This window comes from Prauserella flavalba (genome assembly GCF_003202235.1).
GTDB lineage: Bacteria > Actinomycetota > Actinomycetes > Mycobacteriales > Pseudonocardiaceae > Prauserella_A > Prauserella_A flavalba.
This window is the reverse complement of sequence record NZ_MASU01000022.1, coordinates 12872-36636: the sequence shown is the minus strand read 5'-3', so window position 1 is coordinate 36636 and position 23765 is coordinate 12872. Positions and strand designations below refer to the sequence as shown.

At 69.4% G+C, this 23765-nt stretch carries 26 protein-coding genes and 1 pseudogene; 19 read left to right on the top strand and 8 right to left on the bottom strand.

The genetic code is table 11. The features are described from left to right. The first annotated feature begins 342 nt into the window (after window positions 1-342). From BA062_RS39625 to BA062_RS36305, 14 genes and pseudogenes are all read left to right on the top strand, one after another. Window positions 343-546 (top strand): hypothetical protein, encoded by a 204-nt coding sequence (locus tag BA062_RS39625; RefSeq protein WP_146240135.1) that lies wholly within the window; start codon window positions 343-345, stop codon window positions 544-546. 4 nt (window positions 547-550) lie between these two features. Next, window positions 551-1195 (top strand): HD domain-containing protein, encoded by a 645-nt coding sequence (locus BA062_RS36350; protein WP_245960192.1) that lies wholly within the window; start codon window positions 551-553, stop codon window positions 1193-1195. Further along, window positions 1176-1688, top strand: a complete 513-nt coding sequence (locus BA062_RS36345; protein WP_110343682.1) for a hypothetical protein — start codon at window positions 1176-1178, stop codon at window positions 1686-1688. The genes BA062_RS36350 and BA062_RS36345 overlap by 20 nt, the downstream gene beginning before the upstream one ends. A 79-nt stretch (window positions 1689-1767) precedes the next feature. Continuing rightward, complete coding sequence (locus tag BA062_RS41495; protein ID WP_110343681.1) at window positions 1768-2046, top strand: aldehyde dehydrogenase family protein; 279 nt, start codon at window positions 1768-1770, stop codon at window positions 2044-2046. After that, window positions 2046-2294 carry a hypothetical protein gene (locus tag BA062_RS39620; protein WP_146240134.1) on the top strand — a complete coding sequence of 83 codons (249 nt, stop codon included), beginning with the start codon at window positions 2046-2048 and terminating at the stop codon, window positions 2292-2294. The genes BA062_RS41495 and BA062_RS39620 overlap by 1 nt, the downstream gene beginning before the upstream one ends. Before the next feature lie 49 nt (window positions 2295-2343). After that, window positions 2344-2550, top strand: a pseudogene (locus BA062_RS36335) (transposase); the annotation flags it as partial. A gap of 220 nt (window positions 2551-2770) precedes the next feature. Next, window positions 2771-3697: a hydantoinase/carbamoylase family amidase gene (locus BA062_RS36330; protein ID WP_281271681.1), complete on the top strand. Its 927-nt coding sequence runs from the start codon at window positions 2771-2773 to the stop codon at window positions 3695-3697. After that, a complete protein-coding gene (locus BA062_RS41125; RefSeq protein ID WP_281271680.1) occupies window positions 3672-3860 on the top strand; it encodes a M20/M25/M40 family metallo-hydrolase in 189 nt (62 codons plus the stop codon). The genes BA062_RS36330 and BA062_RS41125 overlap by 26 nt, the downstream gene beginning before the upstream one ends. Before the next feature lie 65 nt (window positions 3861-3925). After that, the gene (locus BA062_RS36325) at window positions 3926-4471 is read left to right on the top strand and encodes a ferredoxin reductase domain-containing protein (protein ID WP_210407112.1); all 546 of its coding nucleotides are present in this window, start codon (window positions 3926-3928) and stop codon (window positions 4469-4471) included. An 86-nt stretch (window positions 4472-4557) separates the two neighbouring features. Then, window positions 4558-4668 carry an iron-sulfur cluster-binding protein gene (locus tag BA062_RS41490; protein ID WP_391353514.1) on the top strand — a complete coding sequence of 37 codons (111 nt, stop codon included), beginning with the start codon at window positions 4558-4560 and terminating at the stop codon, window positions 4666-4668. A 201-nt stretch (window positions 4669-4869) separates the two neighbouring features. Further along, a complete protein-coding gene (locus BA062_RS36320; protein WP_110343680.1) occupies window positions 4870-6051 on the top strand; it encodes an MFS transporter in 1182 nt (393 codons plus the stop codon). Window positions 6052-6248: 197 nt separating this feature from the next. Then, window positions 6249-7142, top strand: coding sequence for an isocitrate lyase/PEP mutase family protein (locus BA062_RS36315; RefSeq protein WP_110343679.1), 894 nt, complete (start codon window positions 6249-6251; stop codon window positions 7140-7142). Beyond that, window positions 7139-8563: a dihydroorotase gene (locus tag BA062_RS36310; protein ID WP_110343678.1), complete on the top strand. Its 1425-nt coding sequence runs from the start codon at window positions 7139-7141 to the stop codon at window positions 8561-8563. Before BA062_RS36315 ends, BA062_RS36310 begins: the two co-directional genes overlap by 4 nt. Beyond that, window positions 8560-9264: an isochorismatase family protein gene (locus BA062_RS36305; RefSeq protein ID WP_210407110.1), complete on the top strand. Its 705-nt coding sequence runs from the start codon at window positions 8560-8562 to the stop codon at window positions 9262-9264. Before BA062_RS36310 ends, BA062_RS36305 begins: the two co-directional genes overlap by 4 nt. On the opposite strand, the gene BA062_RS36300 is transcribed toward BA062_RS36305, so the two are convergent. After that, window positions 9261-9941, bottom strand: a complete 681-nt coding sequence (locus tag BA062_RS36300; protein WP_110343677.1) for a GntR family transcriptional regulator — start codon at window positions 9939-9941, stop codon at window positions 9261-9263. The genes BA062_RS36305 and BA062_RS36300 overlap by 4 nt on opposite strands. A gap of 212 nt (window positions 9942-10153) precedes the next feature. Here BA062_RS36300 and BA062_RS36295 point away from each other — a divergent pair, with 212 nt between their 5' ends. Genes BA062_RS36295 through BA062_RS36275 form a run of 5 tightly spaced genes read left to right on the top strand, consistent with a single transcriptional unit; the run spans window position 10154 to window position 16929 of the window. After that, window positions 10154-11482 carry an MFS transporter gene (locus BA062_RS36295; protein ID WP_210407109.1) on the top strand — a complete coding sequence of 443 codons (1329 nt, stop codon included), beginning with the start codon at window positions 10154-10156 and terminating at the stop codon, window positions 11480-11482. Window positions 11483-11496: 14 nt separating this feature from the next. Next, window positions 11497-12873, top strand: a complete 1377-nt coding sequence (locus BA062_RS36290; protein ID WP_210407108.1) for an FAD-dependent oxidoreductase — start codon at window positions 11497-11499, stop codon at window positions 12871-12873. A gap of 30 nt (window positions 12874-12903) precedes the next feature. Next, window positions 12904-14235 carry an MFS transporter gene (locus BA062_RS36285; protein ID WP_146240133.1) on the top strand — a complete coding sequence of 444 codons (1332 nt, stop codon included), beginning with the start codon at window positions 12904-12906 and terminating at the stop codon, window positions 14233-14235. Further along, entirely contained in the window at window positions 14228-15574 is a 1347-nt protein-coding gene (locus BA062_RS36280) for an MmgE/PrpD family protein (RefSeq protein ID WP_110343675.1), read from the top strand. The genes BA062_RS36285 and BA062_RS36280 overlap by 8 nt, the downstream gene beginning before the upstream one ends. Window positions 15575-15606: 32 nt before the next feature. Continuing rightward, window positions 15607-16929, top strand: coding sequence for an MmgE/PrpD family protein (locus BA062_RS36275; protein WP_168214193.1), 1323 nt, complete (start codon window positions 15607-15609; stop codon window positions 16927-16929). A 1111-nt stretch (window positions 16930-18040) separates the two neighbouring features. Here BA062_RS36275 and BA062_RS36270 read toward each other — a convergent pair. The 7 genes from BA062_RS36270 to BA062_RS36240 all read right to left on the bottom strand — a co-directional run bounded on the left by BA062_RS36270 (window position 18041) and on the right by BA062_RS36240 (window position 23758). After that, window positions 18041-19039 (bottom strand): RNA polymerase subunit sigma-70, encoded by a 999-nt coding sequence (locus tag BA062_RS36270; RefSeq protein WP_110343673.1) that lies wholly within the window; start codon window positions 19037-19039, stop codon window positions 18041-18043. Between the two features lie 138 nt (window positions 19040-19177). Next, a complete protein-coding gene (locus tag BA062_RS39615) occupies window positions 19178-19414 on the bottom strand; it encodes a hypothetical protein (protein ID WP_146240132.1) in 237 nt (78 codons plus the stop codon). A gap of 171 nt (window positions 19415-19585) precedes the next feature. Then, the gene (locus tag BA062_RS36260; protein ID WP_110343671.1) at window positions 19586-20323 is read right to left on the bottom strand and encodes an SDR family NAD(P)-dependent oxidoreductase; all 738 of its coding nucleotides are present in this window, start codon (window positions 20321-20323) and stop codon (window positions 19586-19588) included. Beyond that, entirely contained in the window at window positions 20320-21831 is a 1512-nt protein-coding gene (locus BA062_RS36255) for an acyl-CoA synthetase (protein ID WP_110343670.1), read from the bottom strand. Before BA062_RS36255 ends, BA062_RS36260 begins: the two co-directional genes overlap by 4 nt. Further along, window positions 21831-22604 (bottom strand): SDR family NAD(P)-dependent oxidoreductase, encoded by a 774-nt coding sequence (locus BA062_RS36250; protein WP_110343669.1) that lies wholly within the window; start codon window positions 22602-22604, stop codon window positions 21831-21833. Before BA062_RS36250 ends, BA062_RS36255 begins: the two co-directional genes overlap by 1 nt. Window positions 22605-22616: 12 nt before the next feature. Beyond that, window positions 22617-23360, bottom strand: a complete 744-nt coding sequence (locus tag BA062_RS36245) for an SDR family NAD(P)-dependent oxidoreductase (RefSeq protein WP_245960191.1) — start codon at window positions 23358-23360, stop codon at window positions 22617-22619. After that, window positions 23357-23758 carry a carboxymuconolactone decarboxylase family protein gene (locus BA062_RS36240; RefSeq protein WP_110343667.1) on the bottom strand — a complete coding sequence of 134 codons (402 nt, stop codon included), beginning with the start codon at window positions 23756-23758 and terminating at the stop codon, window positions 23357-23359. Before BA062_RS36240 ends, BA062_RS36245 begins: the two co-directional genes overlap by 4 nt. Window positions 23759-23765: the final 7 nt, after the last annotated feature.

Genomic DNA, 23765 nt, shown 5'->3' with positions numbered 1-23765 from the left:
GAGTGCAGCAGTGAGGCCGCGAACCGCCGAACACCTCGACAACCGCAGCGCGTCGGTGGGTACTGCCCTCGCTGGATCAATTCCGATTCCGGGGATGCGCGCCGCGATCGTCGTACTCCGCGCTTGCCGCTATAGCCGCCGTCCTCCTTCACCCACTGCCTCCCGGGCCGACAGCGCGCGTCCTCACCCGAGATGGGTGAGGAGTGCGCCCCGTTCCTCGCTCGGCGCGGTCTGGTCACCGTTCCACCGGGATGGCCGCTCCGGCGGCCAACGTCCCGGCGGGGTCCGTCTCACCCGGCCAGGATGAGCAGCGCAGGGTGCCGCCACCCTAATCTCGGGCGAATGGAGGAGCCTCGGGGCCTGCGGGCCTCATTGGACGGTGTGGGACCCTCCCGCGGCCACCTGCCGGCCGTGTGCGCACTTCTGCTCGGGTACGCCGTCGTGGTCGTCGTGGCCGGGATCCGCGTCGTGGTCTGGCTGAACGTCCCGGCGTTCATGGGACTGGTGATCGGGGTGTTGCCCGCACCGCGGCCGAGCGGAGGGTGATCGAATGTCACTGGCGCTGATGGGCGGTGGGCTCGGCCCGGTCGAGCCGTACCGTGGCGGCGCACCGCTGGAGAAATGGGCACAGATGACGTCCTGGCGGCTGCTCGCCGTACATCTTCCGCGACGGTGGGCGCATAGCCAGGGTGTCGGGCGCAAGGCGGAGGCGGTCGCCCTTGCCTTCGCAGCCGACGACCGGCCGACGCTGATCGCCGCGGCGTGGCTGCACGACATCGGTTACGCCGCTGGGGTGCGGACGAGCGGCATGCACCAGCTCGACGGTGCGCGTTACCTTGCCGGGCTCGGTGTACCCGGCCGCGTGTGCGGGCTGGTGGCCCACCATTCGGGAGCGGTGTCGGTCGCGGCTGTGATGGGCCTCGGCCCCCAACTCGCGGCGTTCTCTGACGAGCGCGGTCCGGTCCGGGACGCGCTGTGGTACTGCGACCTGACAACGAGTCCGGACGGGCTGCCGGTCTCGTTCAGGACGCGCATGGTGGAGCTGCGGGCCCGTCGGGACCCGAATGATCCCGTGCGCGCACTGACCCACAACGGCGCGGAGCGGGCAGCTGCGGTCCGGCGCACCGAATCGCTGTTGCTGTCCGCCCGCTTCGGACAACAGGAGGAGACGGGATATGGTCGGCCCGCACCCTGAGCGGATCGCCGTCCGGACCGCCGGCCGTCGCCGAGCGGCCGGGATCTACGGGGCGATTGTCACCGCGGCGATCCTGACCGCTGCGGGCGGGCAGCTGCGGACCACCGCTCTCGCGGTCGCGGTGCTGGTGACGCTCCTGGTGTACTGGTCGGCCGAGGAGTACGCGGAACTGCTGGGCGAGCACGTGTCCAACGGCAGGCTGCCAAGGCTGGGCCAGGTCGTCGGGGAGCTGCGCGCCACCTGGCCCATGGTGACGGCGTCCTACGGGCCGCTGGCAGCGCTGCTGCTCGCACGGCTCGCTGGTGCCTCGCCGGCGGCAGCTGCCAACGCCGGTCTGGCTGTAGCGGTGGTGCTGCTGGTGTACCACGCGTGGTCGGCGGCGCGGGTCGCCCGGCTGCGCGGTCCAGCCCTCATTGGGGCGACCTGTGCGGCTGGCCTCCTCGGCGTCGTCATGATCCTGATGAAGAACCTCGTTCTACTGCACCTGCACTAACCGGACCCAGTCGGCCCCGCAGCGCGATTACCGATCACGCCACTGTGGGACCTCGCGTTGAGTGACAGCACGGTCGCCGATGGTCTCGCCGCCAACGTACAGATGGGTCCGCTGGCCAACCGCCGCCGCCTGCAAGCTATCGGGCGGTCATCGTATCGGCGAGACGGGAAACTTCTTTCAACCCACCGTGCTCGCTGACACACCCACCTCGCCCCGCGCAATGAACGAAGAGCCCTTCGGACCAATCGCTATGGTCAACCGATTTAGCGACATCGACAACGCTCTTGAGCAAAGCCATCGGCTCGACGTCGGACTCGCGGCCTACGCATTCACCGGTGCGCTGAAAACGCACAAGTGATGAGCGAACAGCTGCAGGCCGGCGGTATCGGAGTCAACTCCTTCTCCGTGTCCAGCAGGAGAAAGACCCTCATCACCGTGATCGCGGTGACGGTCCTCGGCGGTTACCTCGCGATCGTGGTACTTGCTCGGCGCCGCAGGCCGGGCGGAGTTCGAGTTCCTGATCCACTTCTGCGGGCAGCCGAGCTACGCAGCCATGACGTCGACGGTGCCCGAGACGATCCGGGACTTAAAGATCTTTCAAAATGATCCGTGTGTCGTTTTCGCTGGGGTTGAGCGATGTTGAGCTCATTGGCGAGTGATTACCGATCTTGTTACGGACGATTTGTGGGCGCGTATCGAGCCGGTGCTGCCGCCGCGGCCTGGTCGCAGGCAACGGTTCCCGGGACGGCTTCCGCTGGACGACCGTGCCGCGCTGGCCGGGATCGTGTTCGTGCTCAAGACCGGTATCACCTGGCAGCAGCTACCGCGAGAGATCTTCGGCTGCTCGGGGATTACGTGCTGGCACTGGCCACGACCGCCTTGCTGCCGTCGCACGAGGCGAAGGAGACCGTGCGGTGACCGACCTCGTGGCCGACCCGGTGCGCCCTGCGCGAACGCATCGACACGTTCGCCGGGTTGTCCGAAAGAGACAGTGGACCCGGCGTCCCGCGCCTGGCCTACACGCCGCTCGAACGAGCGGCACACGAGTTGTTCGCCGAGCCATGTCCACGCTTGGGCTGAAGGTGTGGGTCGACGCCGCGGGCAACACCATCGCGGAACGGTCCGGCTCGGATGCCATACTGCCGGCGATCGGCACGGTCTCGCATGTGGACAGTGTGCCGAACGGCGGCGCCTTCGACCGGATCGTCGGTGTGTGCGCCGCGATGGAGGTGGCGCCGTTGCTCGTCGAACACGATGTGGCACACCGTCACCCGATACGGTTCGTGGTTTTCGCGGCCGAGGAAGGCGCGCGCTTCGGACAGGCCTGCACCGGTAGCCGGATCGCGGCGGGGCTGACCGGTCCCGGCGACCTGCCGACGAAGCAGGATGCGGACGGCGTCAGTCTCGCGGACGCCATGACGGGCGCCGGGCTCGATCCCGCCGCGGTGGCGGACGCCGTGTGGAGGCCGGCCGACTGGGCTGCGTTCGTCGAGCTCCATATCGAGCAGGGCAGTGTGCTCGAAACGGACGGCGTGCGTTTGGGAGTCGTCGACTCGATCTCCGGAAGCACGCGGCGGCTGCTCGAGCTCAGCGGCCGCGCGACGCACAGCGGTGGGACGCCGATGCACCTGCGTGCGGAAGCGATGGCTGCCGCCGCGGAGCTCGTGCTGGCCATCGAGTCGTTGGCGGGCGAGGAACACAACGTCGGCACCCGAACCACCGTCGGCGAGATCGACGTGACGCCGGGCTCGAGCACGACCATCGCGGGGCACGCGACGTTGTGGGTCGACGTGCGAGGTACCGATGCCCAGCGTCAGCGGGACACCGCGAAGGAGATCGTGCGGCGGGCGGAGGCCATCTGCGCGGGCCGCGGGATCGGTTTCCAGCGCGTGCAGCTCGCGGACACCCCGCCGGTCCGCCTGCCGGACGGTATTCGCGACGAGCTCGCGGCGTCCTGCCGATCCGTTCTGCGTCGAGCCGCGCGTGCTCACCAGTGGCGCCAGCCATGATGCGCAGCAGATCGACAACGTCACACCGAGCGGCATGCTGTTCGTGCCGAGCAAGGAGGGGATCAGCCACCATCCGGCGGAGTGGACGAGCATCGACGACATCGCGTTGGGGACGACCGCGTTGACGGCAGGACGCCTTCGGTTGGACGAGAGCCTGACATGAGCACGTTGGCAGTTCTGGACGTCCTCGCAGGCGAGCGTCCGACGCCGACATGTGCGCGGGCGCCGGTGCTGGTCAACCGCCCATTGTCGGACCATTATCGGCTGCTTCGGTTCAGCGCGCCGACCATCGCCGAGCGAGCTCGGGCAGGACAGTTCGTGATGGTCAGTCCGGACGCCGAGTCAGGACCGGTCCTGCCGCGACCGATGGCGATCTACACCCGCGATGCCCGCAGCGGCGTCGCGGACATCGTCTACGTCGTCGGTGCCGGAACCACGGCGTTGTCGGCCGTCGCGGTCGGTGAGGCTGTCGTGGTCACCGGCCCCCTGGGGCGAGGGTTCACGGTCCACGATGACACGGAGCGCATTCTTCTCATTGGACGCGGAGTGGGCGTCGGCGCCATGACCACCGTCGCTCAGGACCTGGCAGGGAGGCCGGTGCGCGTGGCGGCGGTTCTCAGCGGCCGACACGACGCGTCGATCATCGGCGCGGACGTCCGCGCGTGCCGCGCCGACGTCCGCCGGGTGACCGACGCCGATGGCACCAGCGGTGTCCCCGTGCTGCGCGAGCGCTTGCACCGAGCGTTCGACGGCGACCCACCGCAGCAGTCCTGACCAGCGGCTCCGAGCGGTTGACCCGGTTGACCGCGCAGCTCGCCGCGCGCTGGCACGCGGCCGCACAGGTTTCCATCGAGGCGCATATGGCCTGTGGCCTCGGATACTGCCGTGGCTGCGCCGCGGGCGGTGGCGACGGAACGCAGGAGGCTCCGCTCGTCTGCCGTGACGGGCCGGTTTTTCGGCTGAGAACGTGACGATGCTCTCGTCGGCGCTCCGGACTCGGGGCGCCGAATGCGCACCCATCCCGCAGAGGGACCTCCTGTTTCCGCTGGCAGGCGCCTCGCGCCTCCGCTCAACTCGAGCGGCCGGGCAGCGTGCCATTGTTGCCGGTACCTCACGCCGCTACCTATCGTCCTGGTAATGATCGTCGAGATCGGCGCCGTCAGGACGGTGTCATGAACCGCGAGCAGTCCGCGTTCCGAGTGGGATTCGGTGCGGTTGCGATCACCACCTCGACCGTGCTGCCGGTCTTCCTCACCGGGGCGATGACGGTGCAAATCTCGGCCGAGTTGGCCTTCGACCCTGCTGGGCTGGGGCTGGCGGTGGCGTTGTACTTCGCCGTGTCCGCGCTGGTGTCCCTGCCGATCGGGAAGCTCGTCGAGCGGCTGGGGTCCGGCCGTACCAGCCGGATCGCCGTGCTCGGCGCGGCCGCGTGCATGCTGCTCATCGCGGGGCTTGCCCAGAACTACGCCACGCTGCTCACGTTCCTGCTGTGCTCGGCGTGGTGCAACGTGATGGGCCAGCTGTCCTCCAACCTGACGCTGGCTCGCTTGATGCCGACGGTCCGCATGGGGCTCTCCTTTGGGGCGAAGCAGGCCTCGGTGCCCCTCGCCACTTTGCTCTCCGGAGTCGCGGTTCCCGCCGTCGGACTCACCATCGGCTGGCGGTGGGCCTACGTGATCGGCGCGGTGATCGCGCTGGCCTCCCTGATCACGGCCCCGCGTGGCTCCGGGCCCAGTTCGCGGGAGAAGGCCGTTCCCGAGGACAGGGCGACCGCGGCACTGTCGGTGATCGCCGCCGCCGCGGGGCTCGGTTCCGCGTCGGCGAACGCGCTCGGCATCTTCCTCGTGGCTTCCGCGGTCGAACGTGGCGTGAGCCCGGGACTGGCCGGGCTGGTCCTGACACTGGGCAGCGTGGTCGGGCTGCTGATGAGGCTGTTGCACGGCTGGCTCGCCGACCGACGTTCCGGTGGGCACGTCGCCGTGGTCGCGGGCTGCCTGCTGCTGGGGGCGGCCGGGCTCGCGCTGCTCGCCGCCCCGGGACCGGTCTGGCTGATTATCGGCACGGTCCTGGGCTTCGGGCTCGGCTGGTCGTGGCCCGGGCTCCTGCAGTTCGCCGTCGTCCGGCTCAACCCGTCTGCGCCCGCCGCGGCGACGGCGATCGTGCAGGCCGGCGTTTACGCGGGTGGATTCGTCGGGCCGATCGGCTTCGGGTTCCTGGCGACCCACATGTCGTTCACGGTGGCGTGGTCGGTGTCGGCGGCAGCGATGCTGCTGGCGGGCGGCGCGGTCCTGCTGGGCCGCCGGATGCTGTTGGCGCACGCCGCGAGACCGTCCGTCCAGCCGGCCGTCTCCTGAGCCAGCCGGGTGACCTGGCCGCGCGAGGTGGATGTGTGACCTGGCCGTTGGACCCGGCCGGTGACAATCCGTCGCCAACGTGGCAAACTCGCCAACTGTTGACAGTTGTCAGCTGTCTCGACTGACTGAGAGAGTGGGAAGCGGAGGGTGAACGAGTGCCGATCATCCACGGTTCCGATCGACCTCGAGGAGGCTTCATGACCACCCCGGCGCGAACACTGCGTGCTCTGGTCGGCTCGCAGGATCGTCCGCTGCTGTTGCCGGGCGCGGCGAACGCACTGACCGCGCGGGTGGTGGAGGAGGCGGGGTTCGACGCCGTCTACGTCACCGGTGCCGGCGTGACCAACACCTACCTGGGGATGCCCGACCACGGCCTGCTGACCCTCGACGAGCTGTGCGCGCACGTCGAAGCCATCTGTGATGCCGTGGGTATCCCGGTGATCGTGGACGCGGATACCGGGTTCGGCAACGCGCTCAACGTCCAGCGCACGATCCGACGGCTGGAACGGGCCGGAGTCGCCGGGGTCCAGATCGAGGACCAGGTCAGCCCCAAGAAATGCGGGCACTTCAGCGGCAAGGACGTGGTGTCGGCCGGTGAGATGGTCGGCAAGATCCAGGCCGCCGTCGATGCCCGCCGCGACGACGATCTGGTGATCGTCGCCCGGACCGACGCCCGCGCCACCGAAGGGCTGGACGCGGCGTGCGAGCGCGCGGCCGCCTACCTCGAGGCCGGTGCCGACGTGATCTTCGTCGAGGCTCCTGAGAACGTCGGGGAGATGCGCGAGATCACCCGCCGGGTTCCGGGGCTGCACGTCGCGAACATGGTGGAGGGCGGCCGCACCCCGATCTTGTCCCGTCAGGAGCTGGGTGAGCTGGGCTTCGCCGTGGCCCTCTACGCCAACGCCACGATGCGTGGTGCGGTCGTCGGCATGCGCGAGGTCCTGAACCATCTCGGTAAGCACGGGGACACCCGTGGCGCGGCAGATTTGATGATCAGCTGGGAAGACCGGCAGGCGCTCGTGCGCAAGCCGGAGTTCGACCGGCTCGAGGAGCGGTACGCGGCGACCGCGGAACGGAGGCGCATCCGGTGAGCAACGGCGATATGAGCGGCATCCACGATCTGAAGCTCCGTGGTGGCCGGGTGTTCCAGCACGGCGCGGGGTTGCAGGACCTGGACATCGTGGTCGCCGGCGGCGTCATCAGCGGTCTCGTCGCACCGGGCACCCCGGTCCGCGCTGCCGAGGAGGTGGACATCACGGGCAAGGTCGTGCTGCCCGGCGGGATCGACCCGCACGTCCACCTCGGCAAGGACATCCGGGTGCCGCGTGACCCCGACGACGCGTCGCTCGAAACCGCGTCGGCGGTCGCGGGCGGCATCACAACGATGCTCGTCTACCTCATGAGCGCGGATCCCTACGAAGGCGTGTTCGCCGCGTCCGACGCCACGATGGCGGGCAACTCGCACACCGACTACGGCTTCCATTTCGTGCTCGGCACGGATGAGCAGGTGTCGCAGATCCCAGCCTATGTCAGCGAACTCGGCGTGCCCAGCTTCAAGTTCTTCATGAACTTCCGCGGTGACGAGGGCAAGTACCTCGGCCTGCCGGGCAACGACGACGCCTACATGTACGGGCTCCTCGGCAAGGCGGCCGAGGCCGGTGCCGTGGTCAACCCGCACCCCGAGAACATCGAGCTCGTGTGGAAACTGCGCGACCAGCCGCGGGACGACTCGATCCCGCCGCTGGAGGCCTGGTACCGCAGCAGGCCTCCGGTGGTCGAGGCCGAGGCGGTGCAGCGGGTCGCCTACTTCGCCAGCGTCACCGGTGCCTCCGTGTACGCGGTGCACACGAGCAGCAAGGCCGCGCTGGACGCGATGCGGATGCAGCGGAACGCGTATCCCAACCTGTTCACCGAGACCTGCACCCAGTACCTCACGCTGACCACCGATTCCGACTGCGGGACCTACGGCAAGGTCAATCCGCCGGTGCGGCACCGCGAGGACGTCGAGGAGCTCTGGGAGGGGTTGCGTTCCGGTGCGGTGGACACGGTCGGCTCCGACCACAACGCCCGCCACCGAACCGCCAAGGAGAAGGACATCTGGTCGGCCTCCGCGGGTTTCCCCGGCACGGGGCTCGTGCTGCCGACGACCGTGGGGGAGGGGCTGCGCCGAGGGATCGAGCTGGAACGGCTTGTCGACGCCACCAGTACGCGGGCCGCGCAGCTGTTCGGGCTCTTCCCCCGCAAGGGAACCATCCGCGTCGGCTCCGACGCCGACCTGGCCGTCGTGGACCTGAACGCGACGACCACGGTGCGGGCCGAGACCCAGTACTCGGCGGCCGAGTACTCGCCGTGGGAAGGGATGGAGATCCCGCTTCGCATCGTGCACACGATCGTTCGCGGCCACTTCGCGTACCGCGACGGCGTGCTGTCCACGACCCCGACCGGCACCTACCTCTCCCGCACCCACGGCGGTGCGGCCGCGCTGGCGGAGATACGGAAGGAGTTCGCGTGACCGAGCAGACCTGGACGGTAGGCGGCGCGGGCGTGATCGACGAGATGACGCTGCGCCACTATGACCTTGCCGGCTTCGGCAAACCCGTGGGCCTGGGCTCGCGGCCCGCGCTGTTGATCATCGACGTGCAGTACCGGACGGTGGGCACCACGCCCGCGCCGTTCGAGGCCGCGGTCGAGGAGTTCCCGACCAGCTGCGGTGAGGTCGGCTGGAAGGCGGTCGGCCACATCGCGCGGCTGGTGGAGACCTTCCGCGCGAAGGGCTGGCCGATCCTGTACCCGCACGTGGCGCCGAAGAAGTCCTACGACGCGGGCAGGCTGGGCGCGAAGGTGCCCGCCATCATGGACATTCCTGCCAAGGGCTACGAATTCGTCGCCGAGGTCGCGCCCGTCGAGGGTGACGTGCTGGTGCCGAAGCGGCACCCCAGTGCGTTCTTCGGCACGCCGCTCGTCAGCTACCTCGTCGAGACGGGCGCGGATTCGCTCGTCGTCACGGGTTGCACGACATCGGGCTGCGTCCGCTCGAGCGTGGCCGACGCGTTCTCCTACAATTTCCGGGTCAGCGTGCCCGCGGACGCCGTGTACGACCGCAGTCCCGTCGTGCACGAGGTCAATCTCTTCGACATGGCACAGAAGTACGCGGACGTCACCACGACGGATTCGCTGCTGCCGGCCCTGTCCGAGTTGCCCGCCCGGAATTAGTCGGTTTCTTCGGTGCCCAGCACTGCCAGCGCGTTGTTCAGCGAGCTCACCAGGTGTGCTTCGATCAGGGCCGCGGCGTGGTCGCCGTCCCGCGACGTCAGTGCCGTGACGATCGCGCGGTGCTCGTCGAGGGCGGTGCGGGCGCGCCGCGGCTGGTGGGCCGAGCGTGCGCGGGCGAGCTGGATCTTCCGCCCGACGTCGGTCAGCGCCACCACCAGCGGCGGTTTCGCGGCGAGCCCCGCCAGCCGCGCGTGGAAGTCCTGGTCGGCGGGATAGGCACCGGTCGTGTCGACGCCCATGCTGGACTCCGTGTGGTCGAGCAACCGGCTGAGCTCCTCGATACGCTCCTCAGGCGCGTGCCGAGCCGCGAGCCGTACCGCGTGTGTCTCGAGCGCGATCCGGAGCTCGTATAAGTCGGAGAGCTCGCGCGGCGAGAAGGACCGCACGTAGACGCCGCGGTGGGTGACGGCCTCCACGAGCCCTTCGCTGGCCAGCCGCTGGATGGCCTCGCGCAGCGGGCCCCGGCTGATGCCGAGGGCCTGCGACAGGTGTACCTCGTTGAGGCGTTCGCCAGGCGCGAGAGTGCCGTCGAGGATCATGTCCCGCAGGACCTCGAGACTACGCCCGGCGTAGGTCGCCAGTCTGCCGAGTTTGGCGGGACGTGTCTGCTCGCTCACCAGATCTCCTTACACGGTCGCTTCGCCATGCCGTGGGGCAGGTAGCGCGTCCCAGACCGTCTGAAGCTGTCAACAGTTGATGGTAGCCAAGCTCCCGCTCACTGTATCTGGCGCTATCGATATAGAAAACTGTTGACAGTTGTCAGTTCGTGCCGCATGGTGAGGCAGGATGTCGGCCCGTCACCGGCGCACAGAAGCAGGAGGTTCGCACGATGGAGTCGAACGATCGAGTCGTGCCCGCGGAGGGGAGCGCGACAATGGTCGTCCCGCAGGCGATCGACCCTCGAGTGGTGCCCGCAGGCCTGATCGGCTCGATCGTGGAGTACTACGACTTCGGGATCTACGGATACCTGGCCACGATCCTGTCGGTGGTCTTCTTCGCGAGCGGAACGGACCCCACGGGTGCGCTGCTGGCCACGTTCGCGACGTTCGCCGCGGCGTTCGTCCTGCGCCCACTTGGCGGCCTCGTCTTCGGGCATCTCGGGGACCGGTTCGGCCGGTCGCGCATTCTCGCCGCGACGATCCTGTCGATGTGCGTCGCCACCGTGGCGATCGGCATGCTGCCCACCTACAGCGCGATCGGGGTGGGCGCGGCGTTCCTCCTGGTGGCCGCGCGGTGCGTGCAGGGCGTCGCTTCCGGCGGCGAAGTGGGCGGGGCCGCGGCCTACGTCGCGGAGAAGTCGCCGCCGTCGCGGCGGGGGTTCCTGTGCTCCACCGTCCAACTCGGTGCGCTTACCGGCGCGTTGCTGGCCTCGGTCGCCGTGACGGTACTCACCAGCGTGCTGACGCACGACCAGCTTGTGAGCTGGGGCTGGCGGGTGCCGTTCCTGCTGAGCCTGCCGCTCGGCCTGGTGGGCCTCTGGATCCGGTTCCGGCTGGAGGACTCGGTCGGCGACGACGAGCTGTCCTCGGGCCGCGGACTGGCCTCGGCGCCGGCCGCCGAACTCGTTCGAGCACACCTGCCGGCCCTGCTGCGCACCCTCGGTCTGTCCACATTGCTCTTCGCGGGCTACTACGTGGTCTACGTGTACGCGTCGACCCACCTGCAGCGCACCGGCGGCTTCAGCGCGGGCGCCGCGTTCTGGTCGACCACCACGACGCTGGTCGTCTCGTGCCTGGCGATGCCCCTGTTCGGTCATCTCGCCGACAAGTGGGGACGCAAACCCTTGCTGTTCGGGGCCGCGGTGGCGTTCGGCGTGCTGGCGGTGCCCGCCTTCGCGGTCATGAACAACCACGATTTCGTGCTGGCCCTGCTCGCGCAGGTGGTGCTGGGCCTGCCCGAGTCCGCGCTGATGGGCGTTGTCTTCGCGACCTTCGCTGAGATGTTCCCCTCCCGCGTGCGTTACACCGGCATTGCGCTCGGGTTCAACCTCGCGAGCATGGCCGTGGGCGGCACCGCGCCACTGATCTGCCTGTGGCTGCTCGACACCACCGGCAACGCACTGGCGCCCGCGTGGTTCCTCGTGGCCGCCGCCGTCATCAGCGCGGGCACCGCATTGACCCTGACCGAGACGCGCGGCACGGCGCTGCGCGCCAGTTGAGCAGAGAGGACGCCGTGGGAGAGCTGAATCGGCCCGAGGTCGACGTCGATGTCGTCGTGGTCGGGGCTGGTGGAGCCGGCCTGGCCGCCGCGTTGGCGGCAACCGACGGCGGTGCGACCGCCGTGGTGCTGGAGAAGGAGGAGCGCCCAGGGGGCAACACCGCCGCTTCGACCGGGTCCGTACCGGGCGGTGGCAGTCGCTGGCAAGCCGAAGCGGGCATCAACGACTCGCCCGCGCGGCTGGCGGCGGATCTGCTGCGCCAGTCCGGACCGCACGACGCGGAGGATCTCGTGCACGTCCTCGCGGAGGCGAGCGCACCACTGGTGGAGTGGCTGGTGGACACCCACGGCGTGGACCTGAGGCTGATCACGGACTACAAGCACGTCGGGCACAGCGTGCCACGGCTGCACGCGCCGCCGTCGCGCAAGGGGCACGCGCTCATCGCCGACCTGCTGCGCGCCGCGAAGGCCGCCGATGTCGAGGTACTCACGCACACGCCGGTCGAGAGCCTGCTGGTAGAGGACGGCGCGGTCCGGGGCGTGGTCGTGTCCGGACGTCGCTCGGGCACCTACACCTTGCGCAGCCACGCGGTCGTGCTGGCGGCCAACGGGTTCGGCGCCGATCCGGAGATGATCGCCCGCTTCGCGCCGCAGGCCTCGGGCCTGGAGTACCTCGGGGCGCACGGCAGCACGGGCGAGGCCGTGCGGTGGCTGCTCGACCTCGGCGCAACGATGGGCAACGAATCCGCGTTCCAAGGCTATGCCGCGGTGGCGAGCCCGCATGGCTCGATCACCTCGTGGACGACCGTCGAGCACGGCGGGATCCTCGTCGACGGCCGCGGTGCGCGGATCGGCGACGAGTCGGTGGGCTATTCCGGCTTCGCCGCCGAGGTTTCGCGAGCGCAGGGTCCGATCCACGTCGTCTTCGACACGAGGATCCGCGATTCGGTCGCCGCGCACGAGGAGGAGTTCGCCGACCTGGTCGCCGCGGGCGGGGTGAAGGAGGCGGCCGACGTGGCGGCGCTCGCCGAAGCCATCGGGGTGGACGGAGACGAGCTGGCGCGGACCCTGGAGACCGCGCGCGCCGCCGCCGACGGGTCGGCGAAGGATCCAACCGGCCGTGGAAACTGGGGCTGGGGGAAGCTGCGGCCGCCGTACGCGGCCGTGCGCGCGATCCCCGCGCTTTTCCATACGCAGGGGGGAGTTCGCGTCGACGCGCACGCCCGCGTACTCGGGCGTGGCGGTCCGGTTCCAGGCGTCTACGCGGCGGGCGGAGTCGCGGCCGGTGTCAGCGGCCGTGCGGGCGGCTCGGGTTACTCCTCCGGAAACGGCTTGCTCGCCGCGCTGGGCCTGGGGATGCTCGCGGGCCGGCACGCGGCTGGGACCCGCTGAACAACCTCACGAACAGCAGGGAGCGAACCCGTGTCCTCTTCATCTCCGTCGCGCGCCGGGCAGTCGCGGCGCGCCGCGATGGGCAGCTTCGTTGGCACCACCCTCGAGTGGTACGACTTCTTCATCTACGGCACGACGGCCTCGCTGGTGTTCGGGGAGGTCTTCTTCCCGGAACAGGAAGGTGTTGTCGGTACCCTCGCCGCCTTCGCGACCTTCGCCGTCGGGTTCATCGCCCGGCCACTCGGTAGTGTCCTCTTCGGACATTTCGGCGACCGGATCGGTCGCCGCAACGTGCTGATCACCACCCTGCTGATCATGGGTGGCGCCACTGTCCTCATCGGCTGCATCCCGGCGTACGACACGATCGGTGTCTGGGCGCCGGTGCTGCTCGTGCTGTGCCGCATCGCCCAGGGCGTGGCGCTCGGCGGAGAGTGGGGCGGCGCGGCGCTGCTGTCGGTGGAGAACGCGCCGGCCCGCCGGCGTGGCCTGTTCGGTTCGTCGACGCAGATCGGGTCACCCGCCGGCCTGCTGCTGGCGAGTCTGGTCATCGCGGCCGCGTCGGCGATCAGCGGGGACGCGTTCGAACAATGGGGCTGGCGGATTCCCTTCCTGTGCAGCGTGATCATCGTGGTGGTGGGTCTGGCGATCCGCCGAGGACTCGCCGAATCACAGGACTTCGCCGAGACCGCGAAGACCGAGGGCGTACTGGCCATGCCGGTCGTACAGGTGCTGCGGGACGACTGGCGCTCGGTGCTCCTCGGTGCCGGTCTCGGTGCCTCCAACAACGCGCTCTACTACACCGTGGCCACCTACACCCTGGCGTATGTCACCGGCACTCTCGGTGTGCCGAAGGGCGAGACGATCAACCACCTGACCATCGTCTCGGTCTGCTATCTCGTGTCGATCCCGCTCTTCGGCTGGCTTTCCGACAAAGTGGGACTGCGGCGTCAGGTCGCGGTGGCGGCGCTGGTCGGGGCGGCGTTCGTGTTCCCCTACTTCGCCATGATCGAGTCCGGGGAGTCGTGGCTCATCCTGCTCGGCATGATCCTGGGACTGGCCGTCGTGCAGTCGGCAGCGTACGCACCCCAGCCCGCCGTCTACAGTGAGCTGTTCCCGGCCAAGACCCGTTACACGGGCGCGTCACTGAGCTACGCACTGCCGACCACGATCGTCGGTGGCACGGCGCCGTTCCTCGCGACCTGGCTCTACAGCGTGACCGGAAGCAACACCGCGATGGCCTGGTATGTGGTCGCCCTGTCCCTGCTCGCGGCCGGTTGCGCGACACTCGCACACCGCAGGCACACGGCGTCGGCCCGGCCGGCCACGCCCGTTGGTGAACGCGTGGAGGTGACAGATGTCTGAGGCTCGGACGCTGCTCGGCTGGGCGGCGGAGCAGGAGACCGCCGCTCTACCCGAGGCGGTCCTCCGCACGACGCTGACCATCGTCTGCGACGATCTCGCCGCCATGCTCGGCGCTCACGCCGAGCGGGAGGTCCGGACCGTGTCGGGCCAGGCGGGTGGTCCGGGCGAGGCGACGGTCGTCGGGCTTCCAGGGACACGCGCCGAGCGCCGCGCCGCGGCCTTCGCGAATGCGATCGCGGCGAACTGGACCGAGCTCGACGGCGGTTACCGGCCCGCGACGTGCCACGGTTCGCTGTACACGTTGCCCGCCGCGCTCGCCGAGGTCGAGGCGACGGGAGGAACCCTGGGCGATCTGCTGGCCGCGGTGGTGGTCGGCTACGAGGTCGTCGCCCGCATCGCACGTGCCTATCGGCCGCCGCTGCCGCTGGTACTCCATCCCCATGCGACCCTCTCGCCGATCGGGGCGGCCGCCGCGATCGCGGCAGCACGAAGGTTGCCTCCCGACCAGTTCACCCGATCCGTTCTCGGCGCCGCCTCGATGTCGCTCACCGGCCCGTTCGCGCACGCCACCGAGGGCGCGACCGTGCGCAACGCGTGGGCGGCGGCCGGAGCACAACTCGGTTTCGTCGCCGCCGACGTCGCCGTCGCCGGACTGACCGCGAGCCCGACCGTTCTCGATGAGGTATTCGGACGCGTCGGTGGCGCCACGCCTCAGCCGCACCAACTCACCGACGGGCTGGGGGAGCGGTACGCGGTGCAAGACGGCTATCAGAAGCCCTACGCCTGCTGCCAGTACCTGCACTCGAGCGTCGAGGCGGCCGCTCGCGTCGCCCAGGAGGTCCACCCCTCGGCGATCTCGGCCATCTCCGTGCTGGCGCATCCACTCGCTGCCGCTCTGCGCAACGCGGAGCCGAGGACCAGCCTCGCAGGACGGTTCTCGTTGCCGCACGCGGTCGCGACCGTGTTGTCGGCACGGGACGCGTCCGCCGGGGCGTTCGCGGCTTCGTCGCTGGAAGATCCGGACGTGGCACGGTTGCGGGCTCTGGTCACGATCGAGGAGTGGGCGGATCCGCCTCGGCCGCCGCACGACCGTCCGTCCCGGGTCCAGGTGACGCTCACCGACGGCCGAGTCGTGGAGGAGACGGTGTTGTCCGCGGCGGGCGGCCCCGACCGCCCGCTCTCGCGCGAACAGCTCCTGGCCAAGTACGCGACGCTCACGGGTGAGCTGCGGCCCGGGTTCGCCGAGCGCGTCCGGACACTCACCGACCCGGCACGGGCGCTCGACCTGGACCTGAAACTGGGCACGCTGCTCGACGATCTGCTCGGAGGACCTCGATGACGGCTACGGCTGCCGAACGTCTCGTCGACGGAGTGCTGGCCCTGCCGCGAGCCTTGCCGGACGAGATCGACCGCGTCGCCCGTCTGCACCTGCTGGACGCCATCGGGGTCGCCGTGGCCGGCTCCCGGCTCGGGCCGGCTCGCGCTCTCCCGGCCGCTCCCCGCGCGCAGGGGCCGTGCACTGTCCTGGGCACCGGGACCGGCACCGGGCCGGCGGAAGCGGCCCTCGTCAATGGAACGCTCGTCCACTCGCTCGAGTACGACGACACCCACACGGCATCCGTGATGCACGGCAGCAGTGTCCTCGCCCCCGCCGTGCTCGCCGCAGCGGAGAACGACGGCGTCAATGGTGCGGATGTGGTGCGGAGTTTCGTGGCAGGCTGGGAGGTGCTGATCCGGCTCGGCCTGGCCGCCCCGAGCGGCTTCCAGCGCACGGGGTTTCAGGGAACGTCCGTGGCCGGGCCCATTGCCGGGGCGATCGCGGTCGGAGTGCTCAGCGGGCTCGATCGCACGGCGCTGATCGATGCCGTGGGCGTCGCGGCCAGCTTCTCCGCCGGCAACTTCACGTTCCTGAGCCGGGGTGCGACGAGCAAGGCGGCGCAGGCCGGTATCGGAGCGCAAGCCGCGATCTCGGCCGTGGCGCTCGTGCGAGGCGGAATCACCGGTGCGCCAGACGTCCTCGAAGGTGAACGCGGTCTTTTCGGTCTCTACGCGAGGGACCCCGAGGCCGCTTCTCGGCTGGCCGCGCTGTCGAACGACCTTGGCTCGCGGTGGCACCTGGCCGACGCGGCATTCAAGGCCTTGCCGTGCTGTCATTTCCTGCACCCGTTCGTCGAGGCGGTGGCCACGCTGGATGCCTCGCCGGTGGGGATCCGCAGGATCCTGTGCCGTGTGCCGGAGGGGCAGGAACAGATCATCGCTCTGCCGTGGGCGCGCAAGCAGGCCCCCGCCCGGGCGGACGAGGCACGGTGGAGCCTGCCGTATGTGCTGGCTCTGCAAGTGGTGCGCGGCGCCGTGGTACTGGACGACTTCCTCGGCGCGCCGGATCCCGCCGTACTGGAGATGGCCGGCCGGATCGAGTGGGAGCCGTGGCAGGGTTCGGGCTACCCGGCGGTCTTCCCCGCGGCGATAGAGGTCGAGTTCACCGACGGCACGACCCGAACCGTCCAGGTCGACGACGTCGACGGCGGCGTGCGGCGTCCCTGGGATGCCACGCGTGTGACCGGAAAGTTTCTCGACAACTGCGCCCGCGCCGACGTCGCGCCGGACCAGGCGGAGAAGTTCAGCGACGCCCTGACGAGCGCCGCCTCGCCCGACTTCTCGACGCTGCGCTCCCTCGTCGTGACTGCCGGCTGAGCAGCCGAGGAGGGGTTCCTGTCAGTGCGTGTTCTCCCCACCGGCAAGGAAGGCCTCGTCGTCGAGGGCGAGGGTGAGGCCGAGGAGCGCACCGAGGTAGCTGTACTGGCGCAGGCCCCATTGATGATCGTTATCCACGTCGTTTCGCTCGCGGCCGCTCTCGGGTACCCGTGGAGAGTGAGGTCATCGCGGTGCGATACCGGCTCATCGAGCGTGGAGCAGTCCATTCGCCAGAAGTCCCGCAACTTGGCAAAGCCCTGCGGTTCGTGCTCCCGCTGCCTCGAAGCGTACGAAGGACGTTACCGGTCGCGCTTGGGTTCGCCGTTGTTCCCGCCCACTCGAAGAGCGCGTCCTCGGTCTCGCGATGATCCGCGAGCACCTCGACGAAACTGGTTCGCGCGAGTGGCGGGCCCAGGAACCCCAGTGGCCCCAGGGACACGAACCCGGTCACCTGGCCCTCGTTCGTCCTGACCACGCGAGTCACCGAATCGGGCCCGGCTATGAGGTTCGCACGCGTTGCGGGGGCGGGGTGGCATCGAACTGACCGCGGTCGCGCGCCCGGGTGAGAAGACCGCGAACAGAGTACGCCTCCTCCTGGCCAAACGGGAGACAAGTTCACGAACGGCCCGGCGATCTCAGGGCTCATTTCGGCTCTCCAAAAGAAATCCGTCGTTTCCGTCATGCGAGCATGTGGATCGGGCCGCCGCGCAGTGCTGTCATGTCCGCGAACATCCGCGCTTAATCGAGTGGCTCGCCGGTGCGGCGCCGTTGATTTCGGCCAGGCCGCGCGCGATGTTCACCACTAGGCGTTCGAGAGCAGTCCCTCGGCGGCACCGTATTTCCCCGACCACGGCAGCCGCATCGCGGACTTCGAGCGAATCGCCGGCACCGTTGTTCCGTACAACTGGAGCAGTGTGGGGCTCGGGGCGAAATGGGGTCACGGATCCTGCTCCAGGTGTGTCGCCCATGCGGGTCCGGGCGCTCGGTGTGCCGCGCCGCGAAGCAGCTCCAGCTGTATCCGCCCGCGGGTGACGGCGCCGAACGGGTCGCGCGCCTGCACCGCGACCGCGGCGACACGGGCTCACCGCGCAGCGCGAGCGTCCGCAGGGGACTATGCCGTGCCGTCCGCGGGCAGGCGCTCCGGCAGTCCGAGCCGCGGGAACTGGTCGTCGTGGAACGTGACGATCTCGGTGATCGCCCCGCCGGTGACGCGCAGGACGTCGATCGTCAGCGGCAGGTACGCGCCCTCCCGCTCGCGCCAGAGGTAGAAGGCGACGGCGGACTGCCGGTTCACGGAGGTGGGAACGGCGCGCAGGTGCTCCAGCTCCTCGAAACCGGCCTCGACCCAGCTGTTCACGACCGTGTCGCGGCCGATGTAGAGGCCCGGCGTGGGCGGCATCGAGCAACGGACGTCGTCGCGCAGCATCGAGGCGAGCGCCGGGACGTCGGTGGCCACGCTGGCGTCGGTGTAGCGGCGTACCAGCTCGCGCGTTTCGGCGTCGTCCTCGTCGCCGGTCCAGTCCTGTCGGTCGGCGGGCAGGTGCTCCCGCAGGCCGGCACGGGCTCGCTGCAGCGCGCTGTTCACGGAGTTGACGGAGTCTCCGAGAAGGTCCGCGACGTCCTTCGCCGGCCAGCCGAGCACGTCCCGCAGGATCAGCGCGGCTCGTGGGCGCGGCGCGAGGTGCTGGACTGCGACCAGGTATGCCAGCTCGATCGTCTCTCGCGCGACGGCGACGGTCTCTGGCTCATCTGCGTCGCCCGCGGGTAGCTCGTCCAGCAGCCGGTCCGGGTAAGGTTGCAGCCACGGCACCTCGCCGCCGGTCGCAGGCTCCGGGCGGCACTTGGCGAGCAGGTCCAGGCAGGCGTTGGTGGCGATCCGGTACAGCCAGGCCCGGAACGTCGATCGCCCCTCGAAGGTCTCCCGCCGCCGCCAGGCACGGAGGAACGTCTCCTGCACGGTGTCCTCGGCGTCCTCGAACGACCCGAGCATCCGGTAGCAGTGCACGTGCAGCTCCCGCCGGTGCCGCTCCGCCAGCCCCGAGAACGCCAGCTCGTCGACCTCGTTCAGACCCCTCACGCCCAGCTCCTCCAGCCGCATGTCCGCACTCATCACGTCATCCTCCCGCCTCGTCGTGTCCCGTCGTAGGTGTGACGGATGCGGGCGCGAAAACTCATCACTCGTCGGTCGGTGCGGGGGCGACTCCCAGCGCGGCGAGGACGGTTCGGCGGGACGGTGTCGCGTGTTCGGTCATGCTTTTGGCTTCTGCCGGTGGCTGGTCAGGATCCGGTCAGGATTCGCATCGTCGCCCTGTTTTCTTGGCTGACTCACAGGTTGGTCCTCGTGCTTGCTGAGGATCGCGGCGAGAACCAGGTCCGCGCCGCCCGCGGACCTGACGGCGCCGGAACCGCGCAAGGCACGATGGGCGACGAGGCGGCAGCCTCCGTGGCCCACGAGGGAAGTGATGTTGTGGCGTTCGGGGTTCACGGGTCCAGCTGGACAGAGCTGGCGGCCAAGCTCTCGGGTGGGTGAGCTCGCGGAACAAGCTGGCAGCGCGGACCGGGGGCGCGACCGAGCGCTACGGCCCGCCGGAGTCGGACCATGCACCGGTCCCCTCTCCCGGCACCCTGATTTCGGGACGCGTTTAGCGCGGTTGGCTCAATGCGCCGTCCACCCTCCGTCGACGTAGACGGTGCTCCCGGTGACGTAGGACGACGCGTCGCTGGCGAGGAAGACGGCGGCGCCTCCGAGCTCGGCGGGCTCGCCGGTTCGGCCGAGGGGCACCGAGTGGCGGATCTTCTCGCCCCAGTTGCTGTTCATCAGCGGACCCGCCAGATCGGTGCCGAAATAACCCGGTGCGAGGGTGTTCACCCGGACCCCGCGCCCGGCCCATTCGACGGCGAGTACACGGGTGAGCGCCTCCACCGCGCCCTTGCTGGCCGCATACGGTGCGATCCGTTCGAAGCCGGTGGTGGCGTGCACGGAGGACACGTTGATGATGCTGCCCCCACCCTGTTCCAGCATCCGCTTCCCCGCGGCGCGCGAGCAGTACCAGGTGCCGTCGAGGTTCACCCGCAGGATCTGCTGCCACTCCTCGTCGGTCACCCGCTCGCTGCGTTTGAAGACCGGGCTGATCCCGGCGCAGTTCACGAGGACGTCGAGCCTGCCCAGCCGGTCGACCGCCTCCTCGGCGAACCCTGGGTCGCTGACGGAGCCCGGGAGCACCACTGTGCCCTTCCCGAGTTCCGCGGCCAGGTTCTCCAGGTCGTCACGGGTGCGCGAGGTGACCCCGACGGTGGCGCCGGCCGAGGCGAGTGCCACGGCGATGGCCCGGCCCAGTCCTTTGCCGGCACCGGTCACCCAGGCGGTCGTGCCGGTGAGGTCGAAGTCTTTCATGCGATCACCGGAAGCGTCCGCAGGTCTCGCTTGAGCACCTTGCCCGACGGTGTGCGCGGTAGCTCGTCGATGAATTGGATCTCGGCCGGAACCTTGAACTTCGCGAGCCGTTCGCGGCAGAAATCCCTCAGGTGCTCGGCGTCGAGCGCGGCGCCAGTGCGCAGGACGACGAAGGCCTTGGGGACCTCGCCCCACCGCGAGTGGGGCATGCCCACGACCGCTGCCTCCACCACGTCCGGGTGCTCGTAGAGGACGCGTTCGACCTCCGGGGTCGCGATGTTCTCGCCGCCCGAGACGATCATGTCCTTCTTTCGGTCCTCGACGTAGAGGTAGCCGTCCTCGTCGAGCCGGCCGATGTCGCCGGTGTGGAACCACCCATGACGCAGGGCTTTCGCCGTCGCTTCGGGATCACGCCAGTACCCTGCGAACACCTTGGGACCGGAGAGGGTGATCTCGCCGAGCTGCCCACGCGGCACTTCCTCACCGAGGTCGTTGACTATGCGCACCCGCAGGTGCACGACAGGCCTGCCCACCGATCCGACCTTCGAGAGCATGTGCTCGGCATCGTTGAAGGTATCGCCGGAAACGGTCTCGGTGAGTCCGTAGGCGTCGGCGAACCAGGCCGACGGGAACGCGGCCCGGATCCGCTCGACGAGGGGAACCGGCATCTTCTCACCGCCGCCGATGATGAACCGGATCGAGGAGGTGTCGCGTTCGGTGATGCCGGGGAGGTGCAGCAGAGCGTTCATCATCGACGGTGCGAGCCAGATGTTGGTCGGGCGTTCGCGCTCGATGGTGTCGACGACCTCGTTCGCGTCGAACTTCCTGGTCAGGATCAGCGAACCGCCGGCGTGCAGGGTGGCCAGAGCGGGCAGGTCGAGTCCGCCGACGTGGTAGAGCGGACCGCACACCAGCGTGGTGTCGGAACTCGTGATGCCGAACTCCACGATGTGGCCGAGGTTCTTGTGAAGCAGGTTGGCGTGGGTGATGCACACGCCTTTGGGCCGGGACGTGGTGCCGGAGGTGTACATCAGGCGCTGGAGCGCGTCCGGGCCGACCTCCTCCAGCGGCACCGTCTCGCCGAGGTGCCGGGCGACGATGTCGTCGTAGGAGTGCCACCCGTCCTGTCCGCCGCCGAGGATCAGCCGGTGCCGCACCGGCATTCCGGCCGCTGCATCGGCGAACTCGGGCTCCGTCAGGACCGCGCTCGCCTCGGCGTTGCCGAGGATGAACTCCCACTCGGTGGGGGAGAGACGGTAGTTGAGCGGCAGGAAGGCGGCACCGAGGTGGTTGAGGGCGAGCACCGTTTCGAGGAACTCGATGTGGTTGTACAGCAGCAGGGCCACGATGTCGCCGCGCCCGATCCCGAGTTCGCGGAGGCCGGCCGCGAGGGCGTGGACCCGGGTCGACAGCTCGCGGTTGGTCAGCCTCCGCTCGCCCTGGGTGAGAACGACCTTGTCCGGGTACCGGCCCACGTTGTGTTCGAGTACCGCGGCGAAGTTGTGCATCAGCGGTCCTCCGAGTGGAAGCTGTGCAGCTCGGCGCCCGCATTGCCCCAGTGGATCGTGCTGATCATGCCACCGTCGGCGACGAGGTCGGCACCGGTGACGAAGTCGGCCTCGGGGCCGGCGAGGAAGGCGACGACCCGTGCGATGTCGTCCGGTTCGCCGAGGCGGCCGAGTGGGATGTTGTCGACGGTGGCGGTACGGATGGCCTGGTTGCTCAGGGTGTCCCGGTTCAGGCCGCTCTCGACCACGCCAGGGCTGACCGAGTTGATGCGGATTCGGTGTTCGGCCAGTTCGGCCGCGAGCTGCTTCGTCAGTGCGAGCACCCCGCCCTTGGCCGCCGTGTAGGAGGAGAACCCGTAGCCGGTGTGGCCGGCGATCGACGCGATCTGCACGATCGATCCTCCGCCCGCGTCTGCCATGGCCGGGATGACGTTGCGGAGCAGGACGAAGTATCCGGTGAGGTTGACGTCGACGACCCGTCGCCACTCCTCGACCGAGCAGTCCAGCAGTTTCTTGCGGACGATGATGCCTGCTGCGTTGACGAGTACCCGCGGGGCGGCTGGCAGGCGCCCGATGACCTCGCGGATCGCGTTGTCGTCGGTGACGTCGACCGCGTACTCAGCGGCCTTGCCACCTCGCTCCTCGACCTCGCGGCGGGTGTCCTCGGCCCCGTTGACGTCCAGTAGCGCCACGGTCGCCCCTGTCGTGGCCAGGCGTAGCGCACAGGCGCGTCCGATGCCGGATGCGGCGCCGGTGATGACAGCACAGTCCATTGTGTTCTCTCCTTAGGCCATCGCGTATCCGCCGTTGACATCGATCACGGCGCCGGTCATGTAGCTCGCGGCGGGTGAGGCGAGGAACGCCGCCACCCGTGCTATTTCCTCAGGCTGGGCGAGCCGGCCCAGCGGGCAGTAGTCGGGCCGGTACCCACGGCCGGTGACCATCTCGGTGTCGACGACGCCGGGAGCGATGGCGTTCGCGGTGATCCCGTTCCCGGCTTCGGTCTTGGCGAGCCACTTGACGATCGCGTGCACGGCTCCCTTGCTGGCCACGTAGTGCGGCCCGGCCAGCACACCGCCGACCTTGCCGGCGACGGAGCCGATGCAGACCACGCGCCCCCCGCGCTGTCGCAACAGCGGCAGCGCGGCCTTGATCGTCCACAGGGTGCCCTTCACGTTGACGCCCAGTACGAAATCGACCTCCGGCTCGTCCAGCTCGTCGATCGCGACGGTGTCGCCGTAGACCGCTGCCGACGTGACCAGCACGTCGAGCGCGGGCAACGCCGAGAGGATCCGGCGGACGGCGGCGAGGTCCGTCACGTCCACCGCGTGCCCGGAAGCGACCCCGCCCTCTTGCGCGATGGCCGCGACGGTCTCACCGGGATCGTTGACGTCGAGCACCGTCACCGCGGCGCCCGCGGAGGCCAGTTCCCTGGCGATCCGGGCGCCGATGCCGCGGGCGGCGCCGGTCACGACGGCCTGCTGGCCGTGCATCCCGGCAGGTCCGCCCGCGGCGAGAACGCCATTCACGAGTTCTGACCGTTGCGCTGCTCGTGGGCTTCCAGTTCCTCCATCAGCACCGGCACACCGAGGGTGCAGGTGTGGATGCCGAGCACGCTGGTCAGCTCAAGGACCTCCATGATCTCTTCTTTGGTCGCCCCGTAACCCAGTGCGTTGCGGATGTGCTGGCGCAGCCCCGGCTCGTACAGATGTGTGGTCGAGGCGTCGATGGCGGTGTAGATCAGCTCCCGCACCTTGGGTTCGAGAACACCCTTGCGCCACGGCACGGCGGAGAAGTTGAGATACGCCTCGAAGAACTCGGGGTCGAGGCTGAGCAACCCCTCCCAGAACTGGTTCCAGTACCCGCGTTCGGACAGGAACTGCTCGCGTAGTTCACGCTGACGCTCGGTCAGTTCGACGGAAGTCATGCGGTTC